This is a genomic window from Enterobacter sp. Sphag1F (assembly GCF_014193275.1).
Taxonomy (GTDB): domain Bacteria; phylum Pseudomonadota; class Gammaproteobacteria; order Enterobacterales; family Enterobacteriaceae; genus Pantoea; species Pantoea symbiotica.
On record NZ_JACHZD010000009.1, the window covers coordinates 21,785 to 42,798 of the forward strand.

Here is a 21,014-nt window from a genome sequence, read left to right on the forward strand (position 1 = left end):
CTATCAACACAATTCGAGGTGAACTTCGTGCTGCTCAATCACTTTCAGCACGCTAGCCGGCGGGCTTTGGTCGGTATACATGTAATCAATCAGGCTCATATTGCCGAGGTTGACCATCGCATTGCGGCCAAACTTCGAGTGATCCACCACCAGCATCACGCAGCGTGAGTTTTCGATAATGGCGCGTTTGGTGCGCACTTCGTGATAATCGAACTCCAGCAGCGAACCATCCATATCAATGCCGCTGATACCGAGAATGCCGTAATCGAGACGAAACTGGGAAATGAAGTCCAGCGTCGCTTCGCCCATGATGCCGCCATCGCGCGTGCGCACTTCGCCGCCGGCGATAATCACGCGGAAATCCGGTTTCGCCATCAGCAGAATTGCTACGTTGAGGTTGTTGGTGACGACACGCAGATTATTGTGATTGAGCAGCGCATGTGCCACCGCTTCCGGCGTGGTGCCGATATCAATAAACAGCGTCGCGCCATCGGGGATCTGGCTCGCCACACGCTCGGCGATACGCGCTTTCTCCGCCGACCACATCATCTTACGATCCTGCCATGCGGTGTTTTCTGAGCTGGACGGCAACGCCGCCCCGCCGTGATGACGCATGATTTTGTTCTGATCGGCCAGGTCGTTCAGGTCACGCCGAATGGTTTGCGGGCTGACTTCAAAGTGATCCACCAGCTCTTCGGTACTGACATATCCCTGACGCCGGACCAGATCGATAATGGCGTCATGACGTTGCGTCTGCTTCACATCTCTCTCCTCGGCTCGTAGCCGCTTCTTTTATTGGTGCTGCTAACGACGCGTGATCTTACGCGTATCAACAAATGCCATCGCTAAACCCACCAGCAAGCCGGTGACGTGCGCGGCGTTGGCGATCGACAGACCAAATGCGCCGTACCAGCCAATCACCAACCATACGACCGCGAAGCCAATCAGGCCGCGCTCAAGATAAATACCACTTTCGGGATCACGCTCGCCGCGCAGCCAGCAGTAACCCATCAGCGCGTAAACCACACCCGACAAGCCACCAAACAGCACGCCGCTGAACTTGGCCTGCATCCAGCCGGTCAGCAGCGCCGAGATCAGCATAATCACAAACAGCTTGCCGCTGCCGAGACGCTTCTCGACCGCACCGCCGAGATACCACCACCACATCAGGTTGAACAGGATGTGCAGCAGCGAGAAGTGCAGCAGCGCATGGCTAAACCAGCGCCATACCTGGAAATATTGCGAAGAGTCCGCTGGCCACGCCAGCCAATCCAGCGCCACATCATCACCAACGATCTGCATCAGGATAAACACCGCGATGCAGGCGATCATGATGGTCATGGTGAGCGGACCTGCGCGTTCGCGAATGCTCGACCAGATGTTGGTGCGCTCGTAACGCAAGCCACTTTCGGTGCTGCCGCTATGCCAGCTGGCGGCCTGATAGCGCGGATGGTTGGGATCGCGCACAAACTGCGCGAGTTCGTTTTCGACCATCTCAAACTTGCTGTCATCGTCCAACATGATGACGAAGTGGCTTTCGCGCTCAATGCGTAGCGTCACGCCGCGTGTCGCCATGTAGTCGACAAACGCCTGCGCCATGCGCGGATTGTTAAACTGGGTGATGCGCATCATGCGGTGCTCTCCTTCCTTATGCGATGGGCTTAGGCGTCGCCGAGGGCAACCTGCGCCGGGAATGCCGCGCGCCAGGCGTCAAATCCGCCGTCAATGCTGTACGCCGCGCTGAATCCCTGGCCCAGCAAGAACTGCGCCGCGCCTTTGCTGCTGTTGCCGTGATAGCACATCACCAGCACCGGCAATGCCTGATTCGCGTTGGCGATGAAATCCGCCAGATTGTCATTGGTCAGATGCTGCGCGCCCGCCGCGTGGCCCATCATAAAGCTCTGCGGATCACGGATATCCACCAGCTGCGCACCTTGTGCCAGATGCTCTTGCGCCTGCAGGACATTAATACACTCGAAGGTTTCCATGGTGTCTCTCATTACTTGGTCACAATTAGCGGTTAAAAATTACCGGTGTTGCTGCCAGGTCGCCATGAATGGCGCCCCTACGATTGCCCGGTGTAGGGTCGCCATTCATGGCGACCTAAACATGCTCAACTCATAAGCATTACACAATTAGCGCCTAGTTTAACCTGAGAAGCCGCCGCGATAACCTGACAACCTTTATGGTTATGTGATTTTTTTCCTGTCGGAATGTTAGCTATATCACGCAAAAATGTTTTTATTCAGTTAACCGCTGGCGTCGATGTTGGTTTCCGATTATTATTACGCTCGAAAACGAACATTTTAGAACTATTCCGAACATCGGAGGAGATGACGTGGAAACCAAAGACCTGATCGTGATCGGCGGCGGCATTAACGGAGCCGGCATTGCAGTGGACGCTGCAGGACGCGGACTGTCGGTGCTGATGCTGGAGGCGCGGGATTTGGCCTGTGCAACCTCCTCTAACAGCTCGAAATTGATTCACGGCGGCCTGCGCTACCTTGAGCACTATGAATTCCGCCTGGTCGGTGAAGCCTTAGCAGAACGTGAAGTGCTGCTGAAAATGGCGCCGCACATCGCTTTCCCGATGCGTTTCCGTCTGCCGCACCGTCCGCATCTGCGTCCGGCGTGGATGATCCGCATGGGCCTGTTTATGTACGATCGCCTCGGCAAACGCACCACGCTACCGGGCAGTAAAAGCCTGCGTTTTGGCGCGGATTCGGCCCTCAAGCCGGAGATCACGCGCGGATTCGAATATTCTGACTGCTGGGTTGATGATGCGCGCATGGTGGTTCTCAACGCGCAGGAAGTGGAAAAACAGGGCGGCGAAGTGCGCACCCGCACTCGCGTGACCCGCGCCTGGCGTGAAGCCGGTTTGTGGATGGTGGAAGCCGAAGACATTGATACCGGCAAAACCTACACCTGGCGCGCTAAAGGTCTGGTCAATGCGGCCGGTCCGTGGGTAAAAGAGTTCTTCGACGATGGCCTGAAGCTGAAATCGCCGTACGGCATTCGTCTGATCAAAGGCAGCCACATTGTGGTGCCGCGCGTCCACCGCGAAAAGCAGGCATATATCCTACAGAACGAAGATAACCGTATCGTGTTTGTCATTCCGTGGATGGACGAGTTCTCCATCATTGGTACCACCGACGTGGAGTACAAAGGCGATCCGAAAGACGTGAAGATCGATGACAACGAAATCAGCTACCTGCTGAAAGTGTTCAACGGACACTTCAAACAGCAGCTGAGCAAAGATGACATCGTCTGGACTTACTCAGGCGTGCGTCCGTTGTGCGATGACGAATCGGATTCGCCGCAGGCCATCACCCGCGATTACACGCTGGATGTGCATGACGACAACGGCCAGGCGCCGCTGCTGTCAGTGTTCGGCGGTAAGCTGACCACCTATCGTAAGCTGGCGGAACATGCGCTGGAGAAACTGACCAAGTATTACCCGAACATCGGCCCCGCGTGGACTAAAAACGCGGTATTGCCGGGCGGTGATTTCTCCGGTTCACGCGATGATTACGCCGCTGGCCTGCGTCGTCGCTATCCGTTTATCAGCGAAGGCATGGCGCGCCACTTTGCGCGTACTTACGGCAGTCGCACCGAAGAGCTGCTGGCAGACGCGAAGAGCATCGACGATTTGGGCGAGAATTTCGGTCACGAGTTCTACGAAGCCGAGCTGCGTTACCTGGTGAAAAACGAATGGGTACGCGAGCTGGATGATGCGATTTGGCGTCGTACCAAACAAGGTATGTGGCTAAACGAAGCCGAGCAGGCACGCATTGCTGAGTGGCTGGCGGTTAACGCACAGAAACCGGCGTTGTCGTTAGCGTCATAATATAAAAACGGGGCGTCGTTAATGACGCCCCGTTTACGTAGGGTCGCCATTCATGGCGACCTTTTCAATCCCTGCACTATTTACAACCCCGCATTCTCACGAATGTACTTACGCGCTTTCACCGCATATTCGAACGGATTGGCAAGCGCCGGATCCTGTTCTGCTTCCACCACCATCCAGCCTTTATAGCCGTAATCGTCGAGGATTTTGAACACCGGTTTGAAATCGATCACGCCATCGCCCGGCACAGTGAAAGTGCCCTTCTTCACGCCATCAAGGAACGACAGGGATTTCTCGCGCACTTCCGCGACCACGCTGTCGCGCACGTCTTTCAGATGCACGTGGAAAATACGCGGCAGATATTTGGTCAGCACATCCAGCATTGCTTGCTGTGAGCCTTCGGAATAGTAGATGTGGCCGGTATCGTACAGCAGGCCAACATTCTCATTGGTCGATTCCATAAAGCGATCAATCTCGGCTGGCGTCTGGATGCCGGTGCCCATGTGATGGTGCAGCGTCAAACGCATGCCTTTCTTCGCGGCGATCTCCGCCAGCTCGTTGTAGCCTTCCGCCGTTAAGCGCCACTCTTCATCGCTGAAAATCGGCTTTTGCTCCAGCACCGCCAGCGTGGTGCCCTGAATACTTTTGCTCTGCTCGGAGCAACCAATCACGCGCGCGCCCATCGCATGCAGGAAGTTCATGTGATTGGTGAATTCGTCGATGGTTTTCGCTTTTTCGCCGTTGGCGAAGAAGGTGCTGAACCACGCGTTGCAGATCTGAATACCACGGATATCCAGCATCGGCTTGAGAATCGCCGGATCGCGCGGGTATTTGCTGCCCACTTCGCTGCCGGTAAAGCCTGCCAGCGCCATTTCACTGACGGTTTGCTGGAAGGTGTTTTCGCTGCCCAGCTCCGGCATATCGTCGTTGGTCCAGCCAATTGGCGCAATCGCCAGTTTAACGTTGTCTTTGTTCATCTTGTTGTCCCTGATTCACAGAGGCGGCCGCTGAGCCGCCGAGGAGTATTTAGCGCACAGCTCAGTTATTTGGCGTAGAAATCCGGACGCGGCGGCATGGTAACCGGCTCGATTGCGCCGCTGTTCTGCGCTTTCTGGCAGGCATCGGCGGCCACGGAAGCAGCAAAACCATCCCAGGCAGAAGGTCCGGTCAGTTGGCCGTCTTTCACGTCATTAATAAACGCTTGCAGTTCAACGTCATACGCATCGATGAAACGATCTTTCCAATCGGTCAGCAGCGGCACGCCGAGACGCGCGTTTTTGCGCGTTTGGATCGCCGAAGGCTCAGGCAGCTTAGCGATGCCCTCTTCGCCCACCACTTCACACTGAATGTCGTAGCCGTACGCGCAGTTAACGAAGATCTCTACGTCAATGCGGATGCCTTTCTGCGTTTCGAACAGCACGATTTGCGGATCTTTCAGCTTGGCATGAGACTTCGAGGTAGTACGCGGGAACACCACCTGCACGGTTTTGTAGTCGTCTTCCGTCAGCCAGCGCAGCACGTCCAGCTCGTGAATCAGGGTGTTGGTGATCGCCATGTCGGTGGTGTAATTCTCGCCGACGCTCTGGTTGCGGTGTGCGCAGTGCAGCATCAGCGGCTCGCCGATTTCACCGTCGGTAATCACTTTTTTCAGCGCGCGATAGCCGGAATCGTACGGGCGCATAAAGCCAACCTGCACCAGACGTTTTCCATGTTTGATCTCGGCATCGACAATGCGACGGCAACCTTCAGCGCTCAGCGCCAGCGGCTTTTCACAGAACACCGGTTTGCCGGCAGCGATGGCCGCCAGCGTGAACTCTTCGTGGGTCGGATCCCAGGATGTCACCAGCACGGCGTCAACATCTGGCGAGTTGATCACCTGATGACCATCCTGATAAACCTCGGCTTCGATATTCAGACGTTGCAGCGCAGCGCGCGCGCCTTCCACGTTGATATCAGAAACCGCCACCACTTTCGCACCCTGCAAAACGTTATTGCAGCGACGAATGTGTTCCTGACCAATTGCACCGGTACCAATTACACCGAGTTTGAGCGTCATAATTACACCTGTAGAGTCGGATAAGTTAGGGTAAAACAAGGCCGGAGAGCTCCGGCCTAAAAGAGGTTTTAATACTTACGTGCTTGTTCGATATGCACGTTAAGGTTGTCGGCCACTTCCTGCGTGCGCTCGGAGGTGGAGGTTTGCGCCACGCCGACGTGCCACCAGCTGAAATATTTGTGCACCATGGTTTTTGGCAGCACTTTGATGTCGAACAGCACGGAAACAGTCTGTTTCTGCGCATCGATCAGCGCGGCTTCCAGCTGCTCAAGCGTGGTGATGCGGTAGGTTTTGCAGCCGTAACCGCCGGCGATCGCCGCGAAGTCCACCGGCACAAACCCGCCATCCAGCTTGCCGCCTTCCGGATTACGGAAGCGGAACTCGGTGGTGAAGCTGTCCATGCCGTGTTCCATCTGCAGGTTGTTGATACAACCGTTGGTCATGTTATCCAGCAACACCACGTTGATTTTCGCCCCTTCCTGAATCGACGTAACCAGCTCGGAGTGCAGCATCATGAACGAGCCGTCGCCGACCATGACGTAGACTTCACGCTGCGGCTGCGCCAGCTTCACGCCCAACGCGGCATTCACTTCGTAACCCATGCAGGAGTAGCCGTACTCAACGTGGTACGAGTTGTAATCTTTGGTGCGCCACACGCGCTGCAGGTCGCCCGGCAGACTGCCCGCTGCCGCGACAATCACCGCATCCTTTGGGAGCTGCTCGTTTAAGGTGCCCAGCACGCTGCTCTGCGTCAGCACCGATTTCGTCAGGCGCTCAAACTCCGCAAACAGCGCTTCGCGATCGGCGTGGTCGGCGATTTCCGGAATGAAATCGTCGGTGTTGTAGGTCGCGGCATAGACGCGCTGCGTCTCTTTTAGCAACTTGCTTTGCGACAGCTCAATCTGGCCGCCCCAATGGTTTTCGAAACCTTTCAAACCGCTTTCCAGCGCGGTTAAACCTTCACGCGCATCCGCCAGTAGCTGCACCGCATCCAGCTTATAGCTGTCGAAGTTGCTGACGTTGAGGTTCAGATAGCTGACATCCGGATTCTGGAAAATCCATTTCGACGCGGTGGTGAAGTCGGTGTAACGCGTACCGATACCAATCACCAGATCGGCCTCTTTCGCCAGCAGGTTGGCCGCCAGACAGCCGGTTTCGCCCACGCCTCCGACATTCAGCGGGTGATCGGAAACGATGGTGCCTTTACCGGCCTGAGTTTCGGCAAACGGGATGTTGAAGCGCTCGGCAAATTTCAGCAGCGCATCACCGGCGTCGGAATATTTCAGGCCGCCACCAACAATGATCAACGGCTTGTGTTTGCGCGCAATTAGCGCCAGCGCGTCTTGTAACTGCGCGGCGGTTGGCAGACGACGATCCAGACGGTGCACACGTTTCTGGAAGAAGTATTCCGGGAAGTCCCACGCTTCGCCCTGCACGTCCTGCGGCAGCGCAATCGTCACCGCGCCGGTTTCTGCCGGATCGGTCAACACGCGCAAGGCGTTGATGCAGGCGGTCATCAGCTGCTCTGGACGGCTAACGCGATCCCAGTATTTGCTGACTGCACGGAACGCGTCGTTGGTGCTGATGCTGAGATCGTGACTCTGTTCGATCTGCTGCAATACCGGATCCGGTTGGCGCGTGGCGAATACATCGCCCGGCAGCAGCAATAAAGGAATGCGGTTGGCAGTCGCGGTGGCGGCAGCGGTAATCATGTTGGCTGCGCCGGGACCAACCGATGAAGTACAGGCGATAATCTGACGACGCAGCGACTGCTTGGCAAAACCAATGGCGGCGTGCGCCATGCCCTGCTCGTTACGACCCTGATGCACCACCAGATCGCCGCTGTCCTGCTCCAGCGCCTGTCCCAATCCCAGCACGTTGCCGTGACCGAAAATGGCAAAAATGCCTTTCACAAATTTGGTTTCAACGCCGTCAACGTTCAGGTATTGGTTATCAAGAAATTTTACCAGCGCCTGTGCCGTGGTGAGTCTGATTGTGCCCATATGCTTCTTCCTTTACATGCTGGTACCTGCGGTGAGGTACATCGCGGTTCGGGTAAAAACTGCCGTTCACGGCGCCCGCGGATTAAGTGAAACGTGAGGCGATTATAAACAAATATTTTTTTCATTAAACACGATTACAGAAGAAACATTTCATTTTGCGATGGAGATCAAATTCAGCAATGAAACGTGGGCTGCGCGAGCCGCGAAAGGGGGAAAATTGGAACAGTAAAAGGTCATTTGCCGGTCATAACGAAATTTCATTTCACTTCAGTAGCTTCCTTGATTCGCCAGCACTTTCCTGAGACCTGGCTCACAAGCCTGACTATCACTGAAACTCTCGGTGAATGCGCGGCTGCTTTGCGGCTTCGTCAGAGTTTTACCTGGCTCACAAAATCGTGATGAATGTTTCATTTCATATTGAATTTGGAATTTTTATTCCTCATACTGCGACCAAAGCCAATCAGGCACCTTGAGAACCCGGAAGCAAAGCGCTCGACGTTGGGCGGCAGCGCCCGCAGTGTCTGCTTATCACAGAAGGAAACAATAGGTATGAGTACACAACAGAAGCGGCTTGATGTGATTTGTATCGGACGCATCGCCGTCGACCTCTACGGTCAGCAAATTGGATCACGTCTGGAAGATATGACCAGCTTGAACAAATATCTCGGCGGATCTTCCGGCAACGTGGCCTACGGTACGGCCATTCAGGGCCTGAAATCGGCGATGCTGGCGCGTGTGGGTGACGAACATAACGGCCGCTTTTTGCGTGAAGAGCTGCAACGTGCAGGCTGCAACACCGATGGCCTGATTACCGATAAGCATCGCCTGACCGGGCTGGTGATCCTCGGGATCAAAGATGAAGAGAGCTTCCCGCTAATCTTCTACCGCGACAACTGCGCCGATATGGGGCTGGTGCCGGAAGATATTAAAGAAGAGTTCATCACCTCTTCACGTGCGGTCGCCGTCACCGGCACGCACCTGTCGCATCCACAAACGCGCGCCGCAGTATTGAAAGCGCTGGATATCGCCAAACGCAACGGCCTGCGCACCGCGCTGGATATCGATTATCGTCCGGTGCTGTGGGGACTGACTTCCCTCGGCGACGGCGAAACGCGTTTCATTGAATCAGGCGAAGTGACGCAACAGCTGCAGGAAGTGCTGCACTATTTCGATTTGGTGGTCGGAACGGAAGAAGAGTTCCATATCGCCGGCGGCAGCACCGACACGCTGACTGCGCTGAAAAATGTGCGTAAATCGAGCCAGGCCACATTAGTGTGCAAACGCGGTCCGCTGGGTTGCGTAGTGTTTGAGGGCGAGATCCCGGATAGCTGGGAACAGACCAAACTGCAGAGCGGCGTGCGCGTAGAAGTATTGAACGTGCTGGGCGCGGGCGATGCCTTTATGTCTGGACTGCTGCGCGGCTGGTTGAACGATGAAAGCTGGGAGCAAGCGTGCCGTTACGCCAACGCCTGTGGCGCATTGGTAGTGTCGCGTCACGGCTGCGCACCAGCGATGCCAACCAAAGAAGAGCTGGATGATTTCCTCAGTCGCGATAAAGACGTGAAACGTCCGGATCTCGATGCGCGTCTCAATCACCTGCATCGCGTTACCACGCGTAAACAGCAGTGGCCTGAGCTGAATGTCTTCGCCTTCGACCATCGCAAGCAGTTGGCTGATATGGCGCGCGAAGCGGGCGTCAGCGAAGAGCGCATTCCACAATTGAAACTGCTGCTGCTGCGTGCCGCAGAAGAAGCGGCTAACGAAGCCGGTCTGAATGAGAAGAGCGGCATCCTCGCGGATACCACTTACGGCCAGAAAGCGCTGAACGCGATTACCGGTAAAAACTGGTGGATTGGACGTCCGATTGAGCTGCCAAGTTCACGTCCGCTGCGCCTGGAGCACGGCAACATCGGCTCGCAGCTGGTCGACTGGCCAGCCGAGCACGTTGTGAAATGCCTGGTGTTCTACCATCCGCACGACAGCGCTGAACTGCGTAAAGAGCAGGATGATCTGGTTCTGGATGTGTGGAATGGCTGTAACAAGAGCGGGCACGAACTGCTGCTGGAACTGATTCTGCCGGAGAGCAATCCGGACCGTAATGAATCTTACTATTACGACATGCTGAGCCACTTCTACAGCCTTGGCATTCAGCCGGATTGGTGGAAACTGCCGCCGCTGTCTGCCGAGAGCTGGCAGGCGATCAGCGGGCTGATCGAGCAGAAGGATCCGCACTGTCGCGGCATTCTGCTGCTGGGCCTTGATGCGCCGGAAGAGACACTGAAAGCCGGTTTCGCCGCCGCCGCGCAAGCGCCGTGGGTGAAGGGTTTCGCAGTAGGTCGCACCATCTTCGGCCAGCCATCACGCCAGTGGCTGCAAGGCGAGCTGGATGATAAAGCGCTGATTGAGACCGTGAAAGGCAACTACCTGCGGTTGATCGGCTACTGGCGCGCTGTGCGCGGATAACGATGCGTTAGATGACAATGAAGCGGCCCTGATGGGCCGTTTTTTTTGGTCACGCACCTTGTCCAGGTCACCATAAATGGCGACCCTACGTGTCTGTTTGTAGGGGCGCCATTTATGGCGACCTGGTAACAGCATAACTCCCGCCCTGTTTGTCCCTCTTTTTGTGAGGCATTTCATAAACCGATGAAATAAGCGTCACGATGATGTCAAACAAATGAAATTTTCCATCCATCTGGTACTATAGCGCTCATTATCCAGCCATATTTTCTTTTTTAGCGGGCCGAAGTAATGACCAATAATCCAACGCAATTAACCTTGTTACAGGACGAGATCCGTCGTCGCTATGAGACGCTGAGCAAACGCCTGAAGCAGGTGGCTCGTTATATCCTTGATAACAGTAACAGCATCGCTTTCGATACCGTTGCCTCTATCGCGCAACATGCGGATGTCCCCCCTTCCACGCTGATCCGCTTTGCCAACGCGTTTGGCTTCAGCGGCTTCAACGAAATGAAACAGGTTTTCCGTCAGCACCTGATGGAAGAAACGGTTAACTACACCGAGCGCGCACGTCTGTTCCGCCAGACCGCCACCGACGACAGCGCCACCTCACCCGAAAGCCCGGCCGAAATCCTCAACGTCTTCACCATGGTGAACAGTCAGGCGCTGCAACAGCTGGCGATGCAGGTCAATCCAGATCAGCTGAATCGCGCGGTGAAAATGCTCGATGAAGCTGAGAACATCTACATCATCGGCCTGCGTCGCTCATTCAGCGTGGCATCGTATCTGGTGTATGCGCTGCGCCATCTGGAGCGTCGTGCGTTCCTGATCGACGGCCTCGGCGGCATGTTCACCGAGCAGCTGAGCATGGTGAATCCGAAAGACGTGGTGATCGCCATCAGCTACTCGCCGTACGCGCGTGAAGCGGTGGAGTTGGTTGAGCTAGGCGCTAAGCGTGGTGCGCATCTCATCGCCATCACCGACAGCCAAGTCAGCCCGCTGGCCGCCTTCAGCGATGTGTGCTTTGTGGTGCGTGAAGCGCAGGTGGATGGCTTCCGTTCGCAGGTGGCTTCGCTGTGTCTGGCACAAACGCTCGCCGTATCGTTAGCGCTGAACAACAACGTCACCAGCGAATAATCATCCCGTAGGGTCGCCATTCATGGCGACCACCCAACAAAAAGGGCAGCCACCTGGCTGCCCTTTTTTACGTTGGTGCGCATGTTACGAACGCGGATACTGGTCGCTGTTCACCCAGGCGTGATCTTTCTCCCAGGTAAATTTCCACAGTCGTTTTGGACCCGCCATCACGTTGAGATAGTAGTTATCGTAACCGGCAATGGTCGCCACCGGATGATAACCACGCGGCACCGTGACCACATCGCGGTTATACGGCGCCATGCACTCGTCGAGTGAACGGTCGTCGGTATAAACGCGCTGCATAGCGAAACCTGGTTCAGGATCGAAACGGTGATAATACGTCTCTTCCAGATAGGTTTCGTCCGGGCTGTCTTTCTGGTCGTGCTTATGGCTTGGGTACGAACTGGTCGCGCCTTCGTCGGTATACACCTCCACCACCAGCAGGCTGTCGGCCTCTTTATTGTCTGGCAGAATGTTGTGCACCAGACGCTGGTTACGCCCTTTACCACGCTGCTCAACACCAACATCTTCCGGCGCAATCAGTCGCGCCGGCAGGCTGCCGCGGCTCGGTGCATTACACACCGCCAGCTCCAGATCGCTATCCGCATACACTTCCACTTCGTCGTTATGCGGGACGTACACCGAATAAGGTGGAATGCGTTCAAACGGCGACAGACGCTTACCCAGATTGGGGAACTCGGCGTGACGGGTTTTCACCGAAGCAAAGCCCGCTACCAGCACCAGACACAACTCTTTGTCGCCGCTGCTCAGCTTCAGGCTCTGCCCTTTTTTCAGCAGATAGGCATCAAAGCCGACGTATTCCCAGCCCGCGCTTTCCGGCGTGACGTTCTGGATACGGCCGTTGCTGTCGGGTTTTTGCGCTTTCGAAATCAGAGACATCCTGTTCCTCCTTGTTGAGCGAAATTAGCCCAGCGTCGGCATGCTGAACTCAGAGACGGTCTGCTGACCGCTCGGCCAACGCACGGTGGCGGTTTTCATGCGGGTGTAGAAACGCACGCCGTCTGGACCGTGCACGTTCAACGCACCAAACACCGAACGTTTCCAGCCGCCGAAGCTGTGGAATGCCATTGGTACCGGAACCGGCACGTTAACGCCAACCATGCCGGCTTCGACGTTTTGCACGAATTCACGCGCGGTGTGGCCGTTGCTGGTGAAGATCGCGCTGCCGTTGCCGAATTCGTGGCTGTTAACCAGCTGCAGTGCGCTGTCGAAATCGCTGGAACGCATGATGCTCAGCACCGGTCCGAAGATCTCTTCGCGCCAGATGGTCATATCCGAAGTCACGTTGTCGAACAGCGTGCCGCCAACGTAGTAACCTTCTGCATGGCCAGCAACCTGGATGCCGCGGCCATCAACCACCAGCTTCGCGCCTTCCTGCTCACCTTTGTCGATGTAGCCCAGCACTTTTTTCTGGTGCGCAGCAGAAACCACCGGCCCCATTTCATTCTCTTCGGCACCTTTCTGGATGCCAGGACCAACGCGCAGCGCTTTGATCAGCGGCGTCAGACGGGCAATCAGCTTGTCTGCGGTGTCGTCACCAACGGCAACAACAACTGGCAGCGCCATGCAGCGTTCACCCGCTGAACCAAACGCGCCGCCCATAATGGCGTTCACGGTGGCATCAAGATCGGCATCGGGCATTACGATGGCGTGGTTTTTCGCCGCGCCGAACGCCTGCACACGTTTACCGTGGGCGCTGGCGGTTTTGTAGATGTGCTCCGCTACGCCGGAAGAGCCGACAAAGCTGACTGCGGCGATGCGCGGATCTTTGTACAGCTGCTCGGCATCTTCGTTAGACGAATGCACCACGTTGAATACGCCATCCGGCAAGCCGGCTTCTTTCAGCAGTTCGGCCATGCGCACAGAAGCGGATGGATCCAGCGCCGGTGGCTTGAGGATAAAGGTGTTACCGCACGCCAGCGCGATTGGGAACATCCACAGTGGCACCATCGCCGGGAAGTTGAACGGTGTGATACCAGCCACAACGCCGACCGGCTGCATCAGCGAGTAGCTATCAACGCCGGTGCCGACGCTCGGTGAGTTTTCACCTTTAATCAGATGTGGAATACCGCAGGCATATTCGATCACTTCGATACCGCGCGTCAGTTCACCCAGCGCATCGGACCACACTTTGCCGTGCTCAGACACGATCAGTGCCGCCAGCTCTTCGCGATGTTTTTCCATCAGCGCTTTAAAGTTGAACATCACACGGGCACGACGCAACGGCGCGGTTTTCGACCATTCCGGGAACGCGGCATGAGCGACTTCAATCGCCTTTTCCACTTCAGCAGCGGTGCTCTGCGTCAGTTCACGCACGACTTTGCCGGTCGCTGGATCATACACGGGAATGGTTTCATTGCTGGCGCTGTGGGTAATTTTGCCGCCGATAAAGTTTCCTACGATAGTCATGTCGTTGCCTCTTAGATGTGAAGTTCCCTGCAGATAGCCCGTTCGAACCGCGACGCTGCGTGTGCAGGCAATACTTAAAGCGTGCTATGAAGCTATAGTAATGAAATGAATTTTTCAAATACTTCTTTTTGGAAAATTTCCTTTTAGCGGCATGGATCGCATTTTTTCCGCCTGCGCTGACAGCCGGGTGCAAATCCGCCCGTAGCGCTTCCCTACTGGCGCTACAGGTATGTCAAACCGCATCACAGCTAAGCCGTTGCGCGCACAGAATTTGTGTCTGAAATCTAGCTTCCACATGCAACGCGAAACGAAATATGAAATTTTTGCGAGGCAGATCCAATATCTGATATTTCATAATTCAATAATAATGAAATAAATGTTCTCTTTGCAGCACCGATACCGTATCCGTTTACAGGAGCCGCCTATGGCCATCGATCCAACCCGTTTCTGTATTAACCGTAAAATTGCGCCCAGGCTGTCGCTGGAAGCCTTCTTTCAGCTGGTGCAGCGTTTGGGATTGAGCAAGGTTGAACTGCGTAATGACATGCAGAGCGGCAAGGTCACCGATGATCTCAGCGTGGCGCAGCTGCGAGCGCTAACGGATAAGTACCATATTGAAATCGTCACGATTAATGCGCTCTATCCGTTTAACCGTGCTGATCAGGCGCTGCTGACTAAAGCCGACGCGCTACTGCAGGAAGCTCAAGCCATCGGCGCAAAAGCGCTGGTGATGTGTCCGCTGAATGAAGGGATTGAGATTTCGCCCCAGCAGACGCTGGAAGCGCTGCAGGTGCTGGCACCGCGCTTTGAGAAGTATGGCATTCAGGGGCTGGTGGAACCGCTGGGCTTCCCGGTCAGTTCGCTGCGCTCGGCGGTGCAAACGCAAAAGCTGATTCAGCAGGCAAAAGTACCGTTCAAAGTGCTGCTCGATACGTTCCATCATCACCTGTATGAGAACGCCGAAAACGAGTTCCCGCAGGAGATTGATATCAACCATATTGGGCTGGTGCATTTGTCTGGTGTGGAAGATACCCGCCCGACGGCGCAACTGACCGATGAAGAACGTATCATGCTCAGCGACCGCGATGTGCTAAACAGCGTGGCGCAGGTGAAACGTCTGGAGATGCTGGGCTATAAAGGCGTTTACGCATTTGAGCCGTTTTCGTCGGAACTGGAGACGTGGAATACAGCAGAGATCGAACGCCAAATTCGCTACAGCATTGAGTTGCTGCAAGCCTAAACGAACCCTTATCTGTGTCTAATGACACATTTTGCTAGTGTTGGCCTCGGTCGGAGGCCTTTTTTTTAAACCGTTCATCTTTGCTAAACCAGGTGCGCATGAATGCGCACCCTACGAAACCCGTAGGGTCGCCATTAATGGCGACCGCCAATTACGCGTTCTCTTTAATCTCCACCACCGGATCTTCCGGCATTCGCTTAATCATGCGCAGCGTGCAGAACAGCGCTAAACACACCAGCAGCGCGGTGAGGAAATAGACCAGCGACACACCGGCGTAACTCATAATAAAACCGGCAATCGGCCCGGTGATACCCAGCGACAAATCCATAAACGCAGTATAGGTGGCAAGCGCGCTGCCCTGATTCTGCTGTGGTACCACTTTTACCGCCACTACGCCAATCGCCGGGAACACCAGCGAGAAACCCGCGCCGGTGAGGAATGCGCCCATCTTCGCCATCCACGGATCGAACGAACCGGCCACCAGAAACAGGCCAACTGCTTCCACCGCGAAACAGATACTCGCCACGCGCAAACCGCCGAGCTTATTAATGGCATTGGGGAACAGCAGTCGCGTGCCGACGAACGCGGCACTGAACATGGTCAGCGCGAAGGCAGCGCCATCCCAGCCTTTATCCTGATAAAACAGCGTGATGAAGGTGGCGATAACGCCAAATCCGGCGGAACCCATCGCCAGAATCAGGCCAAAACCGTACACCTTGCTCAGCACGTCACGGAACGGCAGCGGCTTGGCTTTGCTGCCTTTCACCGGCGCACGCGGCAGCGCCAGCGCAATCGCCAGCACGCAAATAGCAATGATGATGCCGGAGAGCAGTAGCAAGCCGCCGCTGCGGAAAATCACCACGCCGAGCGGCGCACCGATTGCCATCGCGCCGTAGGTGACAATGCCGTTCCACGAAATCACCCGGCCAATATGCAGCGAACCGACGCGCGCCACGCCCCACAGCGACGTACCGGTGCCGGAGAAGCTTTGCCCCACGCCGAGAATCACGCGCCCCAGACACAGCAGCACCAGACTCAGCACGCCCTGCCCGTCGCTGAGCGCCGAGAGCAGAATACAGATGCCGCTCAGCAAACAGCCCACCAGCCCCAGCACCACCACTTTTTTCGGCCCCCACAGATCGGCATAGCGTCCGGCGTGCGGGCGGCTGAGCAGCGTGGCGATGTATTGCAGGCTGATCACTAATCCGGCCCAGAAGGCGTTGTAGCCCAGTCCGTCATGGACAAAGCCGGGCAGCACCGCCAGCGGCAAGCCGATGGTGAGATAGCTGGCAAAGTTGAACTTCACGATGGAGAGGATCAGTAAATTGAGGCGAAAACGGCCATGTTCAGGTGCGGCGGCAGGCAGGTCAGGCATGAGTGATTGCGCTCGTGGGTGACGGAATTTTCATAACAAGAGGATAACTATACGCCTTTTGGTTTTATCCGCATCAGTGAAATGCCCAGTTTTACGGTCATCATTTCGTCATATCGCGCTCGTAGACTCGCCCTCAATCAAATCCCAAAGAGGATAACAATCTGATGACGCCCCTGATTTCTCAGGCGCGCGTGCGTAACGCTAACTCCTTCGCGGGAGGTGGCCGATGACGCATGCCGCGCTGCCTATTGAACTGAAAAATCTCAGATGGTCGGTGGGTAACCTGACTATTCTGCACGATCTCTCCCTGACCATTCCCGCAGGCGAAATCCTGGCGCTGCTCGGCCCGAGCGGCTGTGGCAAAAGCACGCTTTTGAAACTGCTGGCGGGTTTGCTGCAGCCAAGCGCCGGTGAACTGTGGATCGGCGAACGCTGCGTGGCCTCGCCGCGCCACTGCGATGCGCCGGAGCAGCGTAACCTCGGCATGGTGTTCCAGGATTACGCGCTGTGGCCGCACATGTCGGTAGCGCAAAACGTCGCCTTTCCGCTGCGCATGCGCGGCATGAAAAAAGCCGCCGCGCGACAACAGGCCGATGCCGCATTGGCTCAGGTTGGCCTCGCTGATTTTGGCGATCGCAAACCGGCGTTGCTTTCCGGCGGCCAGCAGCAGCGCGTGGCGCTGGCGCGCGCGCTGGTGGCGAAACCGGCCATTCTGCTGTTCGACGAACCACTCTCTAACCTCGACCGCGACCTGCGTGAAACCCTGGTTCACACCATGGCGGATTTGCTGCGCGCGGCGGGCATCACCGCTGTTTACGTTACGCACGATCGCGAGGAAGCCAACACGCTGGCCGACCGCATCATTCACCTGGCGCAGGGCCAGATTGTTTCCGTTACTCACCTCTCAGGGGACCGCAATGCCATCTCTCAAGTCAGTTAAAACAGGAGCCATCAGCGCGATGATTTTGACTTCCGCCATCATGATCAACGATGCCCAGGCGCTGACGGTGTACACCGCCGGTCCGGGTTCGCTGTCGAAAAGTCTTGCCGCCGGATTTGAAAAACAGACCGGCATCAAAGTGAATATTTTCCAGGCCACCACCGGCAAAGTGATGGCGCGTCTGGAAGCGGAACAGGCCAATCCGCAGGCCGATGTGTTGATCTCGGCTTCGTGGGATACCGCCGAAGATCTGCAACAGCGCGGCTGGCTGCAACCTTTCGAAAGTGCTAATGCGGCGAAAGTGCCGGATCAGTTCAAAACCGCCAACTATGTCGCACAAGGCATTTCCGCGCTCGGCATCGTGTGGAATACGCAAAGCAACACGCCAGAACCGAAAACCTGGCAGGATCTCACCGCGCCCGCCTTTAAAGATAAAGTGACCACGCCAGATCCGGCGCTGTCTGGCGCGTCACTCGATCTGTTGATTGGCCTGCAAAACAGCGAAGGCGAAAAAGCGTGGCAGCTGTTTGATCAGCTGAAAGCCAACGGCATGGTGATGAGCGGCCCGAACGCGCAAGCGGTGACGCCGGTGCTGCAAGGCGCGAAAGCGGCGGTGTTTGGCGCGGTCGATTACGTCACCTATAACAACATCGCGCAGGGCGAAAGCGTGAAGGTGATCTTCCCGGAAAACGGCACCGTGGTCGCGCCGCGTCCGATGATGATCCTGAAAAGCAGCCAGCACGCAGATGATGCGAAGAAATTCGTCGATTACGTGCTGTCGAATGAAGGTCAGGAGCAAGTAGCCAAAGCCTGGCTGATGCCGGCGCGTACCGATATCAAAGCGCAACGCCCGCTGTTCACCGAGATCAAATTGTTGCCGACCAATCAGGATGGCAGCAGCGAGCGCTCGGCGGTGCTGAAGCGCTTTGGCGCCCTGTTCGGACAGTAAACGATGTCGCGTGCCCTGAATGGCTTGATTCTGCTGGCGTTATTACTGCTGGTGGCGCTGCCGCTGCTGTTTATCGTGCTGCAAGCGCTGTTTCCTTACTTCGGTGAAGGCAGCTGGCGCGGCGCTTTTAGCGCTTTCCCGGCGCTGCTGGACGATCCGCAGCTGGCATCGATGTGGCTGGGCACGCTGAAAATCGGCGGCGGCGTGGCGCTGTGCAGTTTGCTGCTGGGCTTACCGCTCGGCGCACTGCGCGGCCTGTTCCGCCTGCCGGGCGCGGCGTTGTGGGATTTGCTGTTTCTGATCCCGTTTCTGACGCCGCCCTATATTGTGGCGCTGTCATGGACGCTGGCGCTGCAACGCAACGGTTATATCGAACAACTTACCGGCATCAACTTCGACAGCCTGCTATTTAGCAGCAGCGGCATGATTGGTGTGATGACGCTGAACATCTTCCCGGTAGTCTATTTCGCGGTGTCGCGTTCGCTGCTGGCGAGCGGGCAACGCCTTGCCTGGGTAGCGCGCGTGCACGGCGCATCGGCGTGGCGCGGCTTCTGGCACATTACCTTGCCGCTCACCTTACCGGCGTTGGCAGGCGGCGTGCTGCTGGCATTTACGCTGGCGATTGAAGAGTACGGCGTGCCCGCAGCGCTGGGTGCGCAGGCAAAGCTGACGCTGATGACCGTTGGCATTGAAACCAAACTCGCCGACTGGCCGATCGATCTGCCCGGCGCGGCGTCGTTGTCACTGATGTTGAGCCTGGTGGCGCTCACGGCGTGGCTGCTGCAGCGCAAACTGACCGGCAGCAGCGATGTCACGGCGGTTGGCGGTAAACCGACAACTCAGGAACTGGCGCATGCCGGCGGCTTACAAAACCTGATGCTGCTGCCGTTTGCTCTCACCGTGCTGCTGGCGGTGGTGCTGCCGCTCGGCGCGATGACCTTGAGCGGCTTACTGAATACGCTCTCGGGCGGATTGCATCTCAGCAATCTAACGCTGCGCCACTTCGGCGCGCTGTTCAGCCAGCAAGGCGATGCGCTGGCGGCCTTCTCCACCAGCATTGGCCTGGCGCTTGGCGCGGCGCTGCTGACTGGCGCGCTGGGCTTTCTCATTGCCTGGCGCGTGTCGGAAGGCAAAACCCGTTTGCTAGCCATGATGGATGGCCTGGCGCTGCTGCCTGCGGCGATGCCGGGCGTGGTGGTTGGCGTGGGTTTGATTCTGCTGTGGAACCGCGGTTTCTGGCCGGTTTCGCCCTATAACACGATGTTTATTTTGCTGTTGTCGTACAGTTGTTTGCTGCTGCCGTGGCCGGTGCGCTATGTCAGTAGCGCGCTGCGTCAGCTGGCCCCAACGCTGGAACCGGCGGCGCGCGTGCATGGTGCATCACGTTTGCAGGCGCTGCGGCTGGTTGTGCTGCCGCTGGTGGCACCCAGCTTGCTGGCGGCGATGATGATGGTGTTTGCCGTGGCATCACGTGAGCTGGTGACCTCGCTGCTGCTGGCTCCGGCGGGCACGCAAACCGTGGCGATCTTTATCTGGCGTCAGTTCGAACAAGGTTCGGTGGGACAAGGTATGGCGATGGCTACGCTGACGCTGCTCGCCAGTTTGAGTTTGATGTTAGCTGCGACCACGCTGATGCGGCGTCATGAGAAATAGTCATACATACCGTAGCTGTGTGATTCATCACGCATAAATATGACCTTGGTAATTAACATTATTTAAGCCGTGGCTGTAGGTTTAGCTGTCATCTAATCAACATATTTTATAACCCATGTCCATGTCGCATTGACCTTACATTTTAAATGGGTAAATTGTAGTTTCGCTTAGGGATGATTTCTTACCGTAAGGAAACAGCATGTATCACAGTGATTTGATACTCAAGGGCATTAAAGCCGATGAGTTGATGGCGTCACAGCTTGAAAAAGCTCTTATAGGTGTAAAAGACCAGGCTCTTCAACAAGCCAGTAAAATTGGCGACGGAGCAACACGCTTGGTGTATTACACATCTTGCTTCACCGATAACTATCAAGATGTGTGTGCAAAGCTAAAAGAAGAAGACTTGCGCTTCCTGGACGGCATTGCCGAAGTCGTCAAAAGACGTGACATTATCTACAGACTGGTTCACATCTATTTTGAAGAAATTTTCAGATTCAAAACACGCGAACAACTTTCAGCAATCAATTCCGGTTTATTAAAAGCAGGCGTGATCATCTCCGCTAGTACACTAAACAATCAGGCTTTTGTCATCGGAATAACAACAACTGTTTGCCTTGGCATAGGCTTTAACTCATCTATTGCCGCCTGGACAGGAAAGACTGCCGCACTAACTGTTACCGGGCTAGGGCTATACGGCATCGTACAGCAAGCTGCTGAAAGTGCTGAACGACTCAGGCTGCAAGCGCCGATGTATTATCATGCCCTGCACATGCAGAGACTCGAAATGATGTATTTCCTCGTCGAGCCTACTTTTATGAAAGCTCAAGCATTTGATAGTGACATTACCGAAGCAATAATTAATATGGTGAAGTAGGCATGCGAAATTTTCTAAAGCAATGGTTAAAGGCTCAGGCATCATACTTT

The 21,014-nt window shown here is 55.9% G+C and carries 17 protein-coding genes; 8 read left to right on the forward strand and 9 right to left on the reverse strand.

Annotated elements, in window-relative coordinates; all coding sequences use genetic code 11:
- Positions 1–3 precede the first annotated feature (3 nt).
- Genes FHW71_RS22005 through glpE form a run of 3 tightly spaced genes read right to left on the reverse strand, consistent with a single transcriptional unit; the run spans position 4 to position 1,988 of the window.
- Complete coding sequence (locus FHW71_RS22005) at positions 4–762, reverse strand: DeoR/GlpR family transcriptional regulator (protein ID WP_008107931.1); 759 nt, start codon at positions 760–762, stop codon at positions 4–6.
- A 42-nt stretch (positions 763–804) separates the two neighbouring features.
- Positions 805–1,629: a rhomboid family intramembrane serine protease GlpG gene (gene glpG / locus FHW71_RS22010; protein WP_061719843.1), complete on the reverse strand. Its 825-nt coding sequence runs from the start codon at positions 1,627–1,629 to the stop codon at positions 805–807.
- Positions 1,630–1,661: 32 nt separating this feature from the next.
- Positions 1,662–1,988, reverse strand: a complete 327-nt coding sequence (gene glpE / locus FHW71_RS22015; RefSeq protein ID WP_008107933.1) for a thiosulfate sulfurtransferase GlpE — start codon at positions 1,986–1,988, stop codon at positions 1,662–1,664.
- A 350-nt stretch (positions 1,989–2,338) separates the two neighbouring features.
- Between glpE and glpD the strand changes: the two genes are divergently transcribed.
- Positions 2,339–3,847 carry a glycerol-3-phosphate dehydrogenase gene (gene glpD / locus FHW71_RS22020; protein ID WP_061719746.1) on the forward strand — a complete coding sequence of 503 codons (1,509 nt, stop codon included), beginning with the start codon at positions 2,339–2,341 and terminating at the stop codon, positions 3,845–3,847.
- An 80-nt stretch (positions 3,848–3,927) separates the two neighbouring features.
- Here glpD and iolE read toward each other — a convergent pair whose 3' ends face one another.
- The 3 genes from iolE to iolD form a co-directional block, all read right to left on the reverse strand.
- Complete coding sequence (gene iolE, locus FHW71_RS22025; protein ID WP_061719747.1) at positions 3,928–4,824, reverse strand: myo-inosose-2 dehydratase; 897 nt, start codon at positions 4,822–4,824, stop codon at positions 3,928–3,930.
- 65 nt (positions 4,825–4,889) lie between these two features.
- Positions 4,890–5,903 carry a Gfo/Idh/MocA family oxidoreductase gene (locus FHW71_RS22030; RefSeq protein WP_008107937.1) on the reverse strand — a complete coding sequence of 338 codons (1,014 nt, stop codon included), beginning with the start codon at positions 5,901–5,903 and terminating at the stop codon, positions 4,890–4,892.
- 68 nt (positions 5,904–5,971) lie between these two features.
- On the reverse strand, positions 5,972–7,906 hold the full coding sequence (gene iolD / locus FHW71_RS22035) for a 3D-(3,5/4)-trihydroxycyclohexane-1,2-dione acylhydrolase (decyclizing) (protein ID WP_179453076.1): 1,935 nt from the start codon (positions 7,904–7,906) through the stop codon (positions 5,972–5,974).
- Positions 7,907–8,455: 549 nt separating this feature from the next.
- Between iolD and iolC the strand changes: the two genes are divergently transcribed.
- Both iolC and FHW71_RS22045 read left to right on the forward strand, forming a co-directional pair.
- Positions 8,456–10,369: a 5-dehydro-2-deoxygluconokinase gene (iolC, locus tag FHW71_RS22040; protein ID WP_179453077.1), complete on the forward strand. Its 1,914-nt coding sequence runs from the start codon at positions 8,456–8,458 to the stop codon at positions 10,367–10,369.
- Positions 10,370–10,657: 288 nt separating this feature from the next.
- The gene (locus FHW71_RS22045; protein WP_008107943.1) at positions 10,658–11,503 is read left to right on the forward strand and encodes a MurR/RpiR family transcriptional regulator; all 846 of its coding nucleotides are present in this window, start codon (positions 10,658–10,660) and stop codon (positions 11,501–11,503) included.
- A gap of 84 nt (positions 11,504–11,587) precedes the next feature.
- Here FHW71_RS22045 and iolB read toward each other — a convergent pair whose 3' ends face one another.
- A complete protein-coding gene (gene iolB, locus FHW71_RS22050; RefSeq protein ID WP_061719750.1) occupies positions 11,588–12,403 on the reverse strand; it encodes a 5-deoxy-glucuronate isomerase in 816 nt (271 codons plus the stop codon).
- Between the two features lie 24 nt (positions 12,404–12,427).
- Positions 12,428–13,933 (reverse strand): CoA-acylating methylmalonate-semialdehyde dehydrogenase, encoded by a 1,506-nt coding sequence (locus FHW71_RS22055; RefSeq protein WP_061719751.1) that lies wholly within the window; start codon positions 13,931–13,933, stop codon positions 12,428–12,430.
- A 424-nt stretch (positions 13,934–14,357) separates the two neighbouring features.
- Between FHW71_RS22055 and FHW71_RS22060 the strand changes: the two genes are divergently transcribed.
- Entirely contained in the window at positions 14,358–15,173 is an 816-nt protein-coding gene (locus FHW71_RS22060; RefSeq protein WP_179453078.1) for a TIM barrel protein, read from the forward strand.
- Positions 15,174–15,324: 151 nt separating this feature from the next.
- Here the strand turns inward: FHW71_RS22060 and FHW71_RS22065 are convergent, their stop codons facing one another.
- Positions 15,325–16,548, reverse strand: a complete 1,224-nt coding sequence (locus FHW71_RS22065) for an MFS transporter (RefSeq protein WP_179453079.1) — start codon at positions 16,546–16,548, stop codon at positions 15,325–15,327.
- A 226-nt stretch (positions 16,549–16,774) separates the two neighbouring features.
- On the opposite strand from FHW71_RS22065, the gene FHW71_RS22070 reads away from it, so the two are divergent.
- From FHW71_RS22070 to FHW71_RS22085, 4 genes are all read left to right on the forward strand, one after another.
- Positions 16,775–17,488: an ABC transporter ATP-binding protein gene (locus FHW71_RS22070; RefSeq protein ID WP_179453080.1), complete on the forward strand. Its 714-nt coding sequence runs from the start codon at positions 16,775–16,777 to the stop codon at positions 17,486–17,488.
- On the forward strand, positions 17,466–18,437 hold the full coding sequence (locus FHW71_RS22075) for an ABC transporter substrate-binding protein (RefSeq protein WP_179453081.1): 972 nt from the start codon (positions 17,466–17,468) through the stop codon (positions 18,435–18,437). Before FHW71_RS22070 ends, FHW71_RS22075 begins: the two co-directional genes overlap by 23 nt.
- A 3-nt stretch (positions 18,438–18,440) precedes the next feature.
- Positions 18,441–20,090: an ABC transporter permease subunit gene (locus tag FHW71_RS22080; RefSeq protein ID WP_179453082.1), complete on the forward strand. Its 1,650-nt coding sequence runs from the start codon at positions 18,441–18,443 to the stop codon at positions 20,088–20,090.
- Between the two features lie 199 nt (positions 20,091–20,289).
- Positions 20,290–20,964 (forward strand): hypothetical protein, encoded by a 675-nt coding sequence (locus tag FHW71_RS22085; protein ID WP_179453083.1) that lies wholly within the window; start codon positions 20,290–20,292, stop codon positions 20,962–20,964.
- The last annotated feature ends 50 nt before the right edge of the window (positions 20,965–21,014 follow it).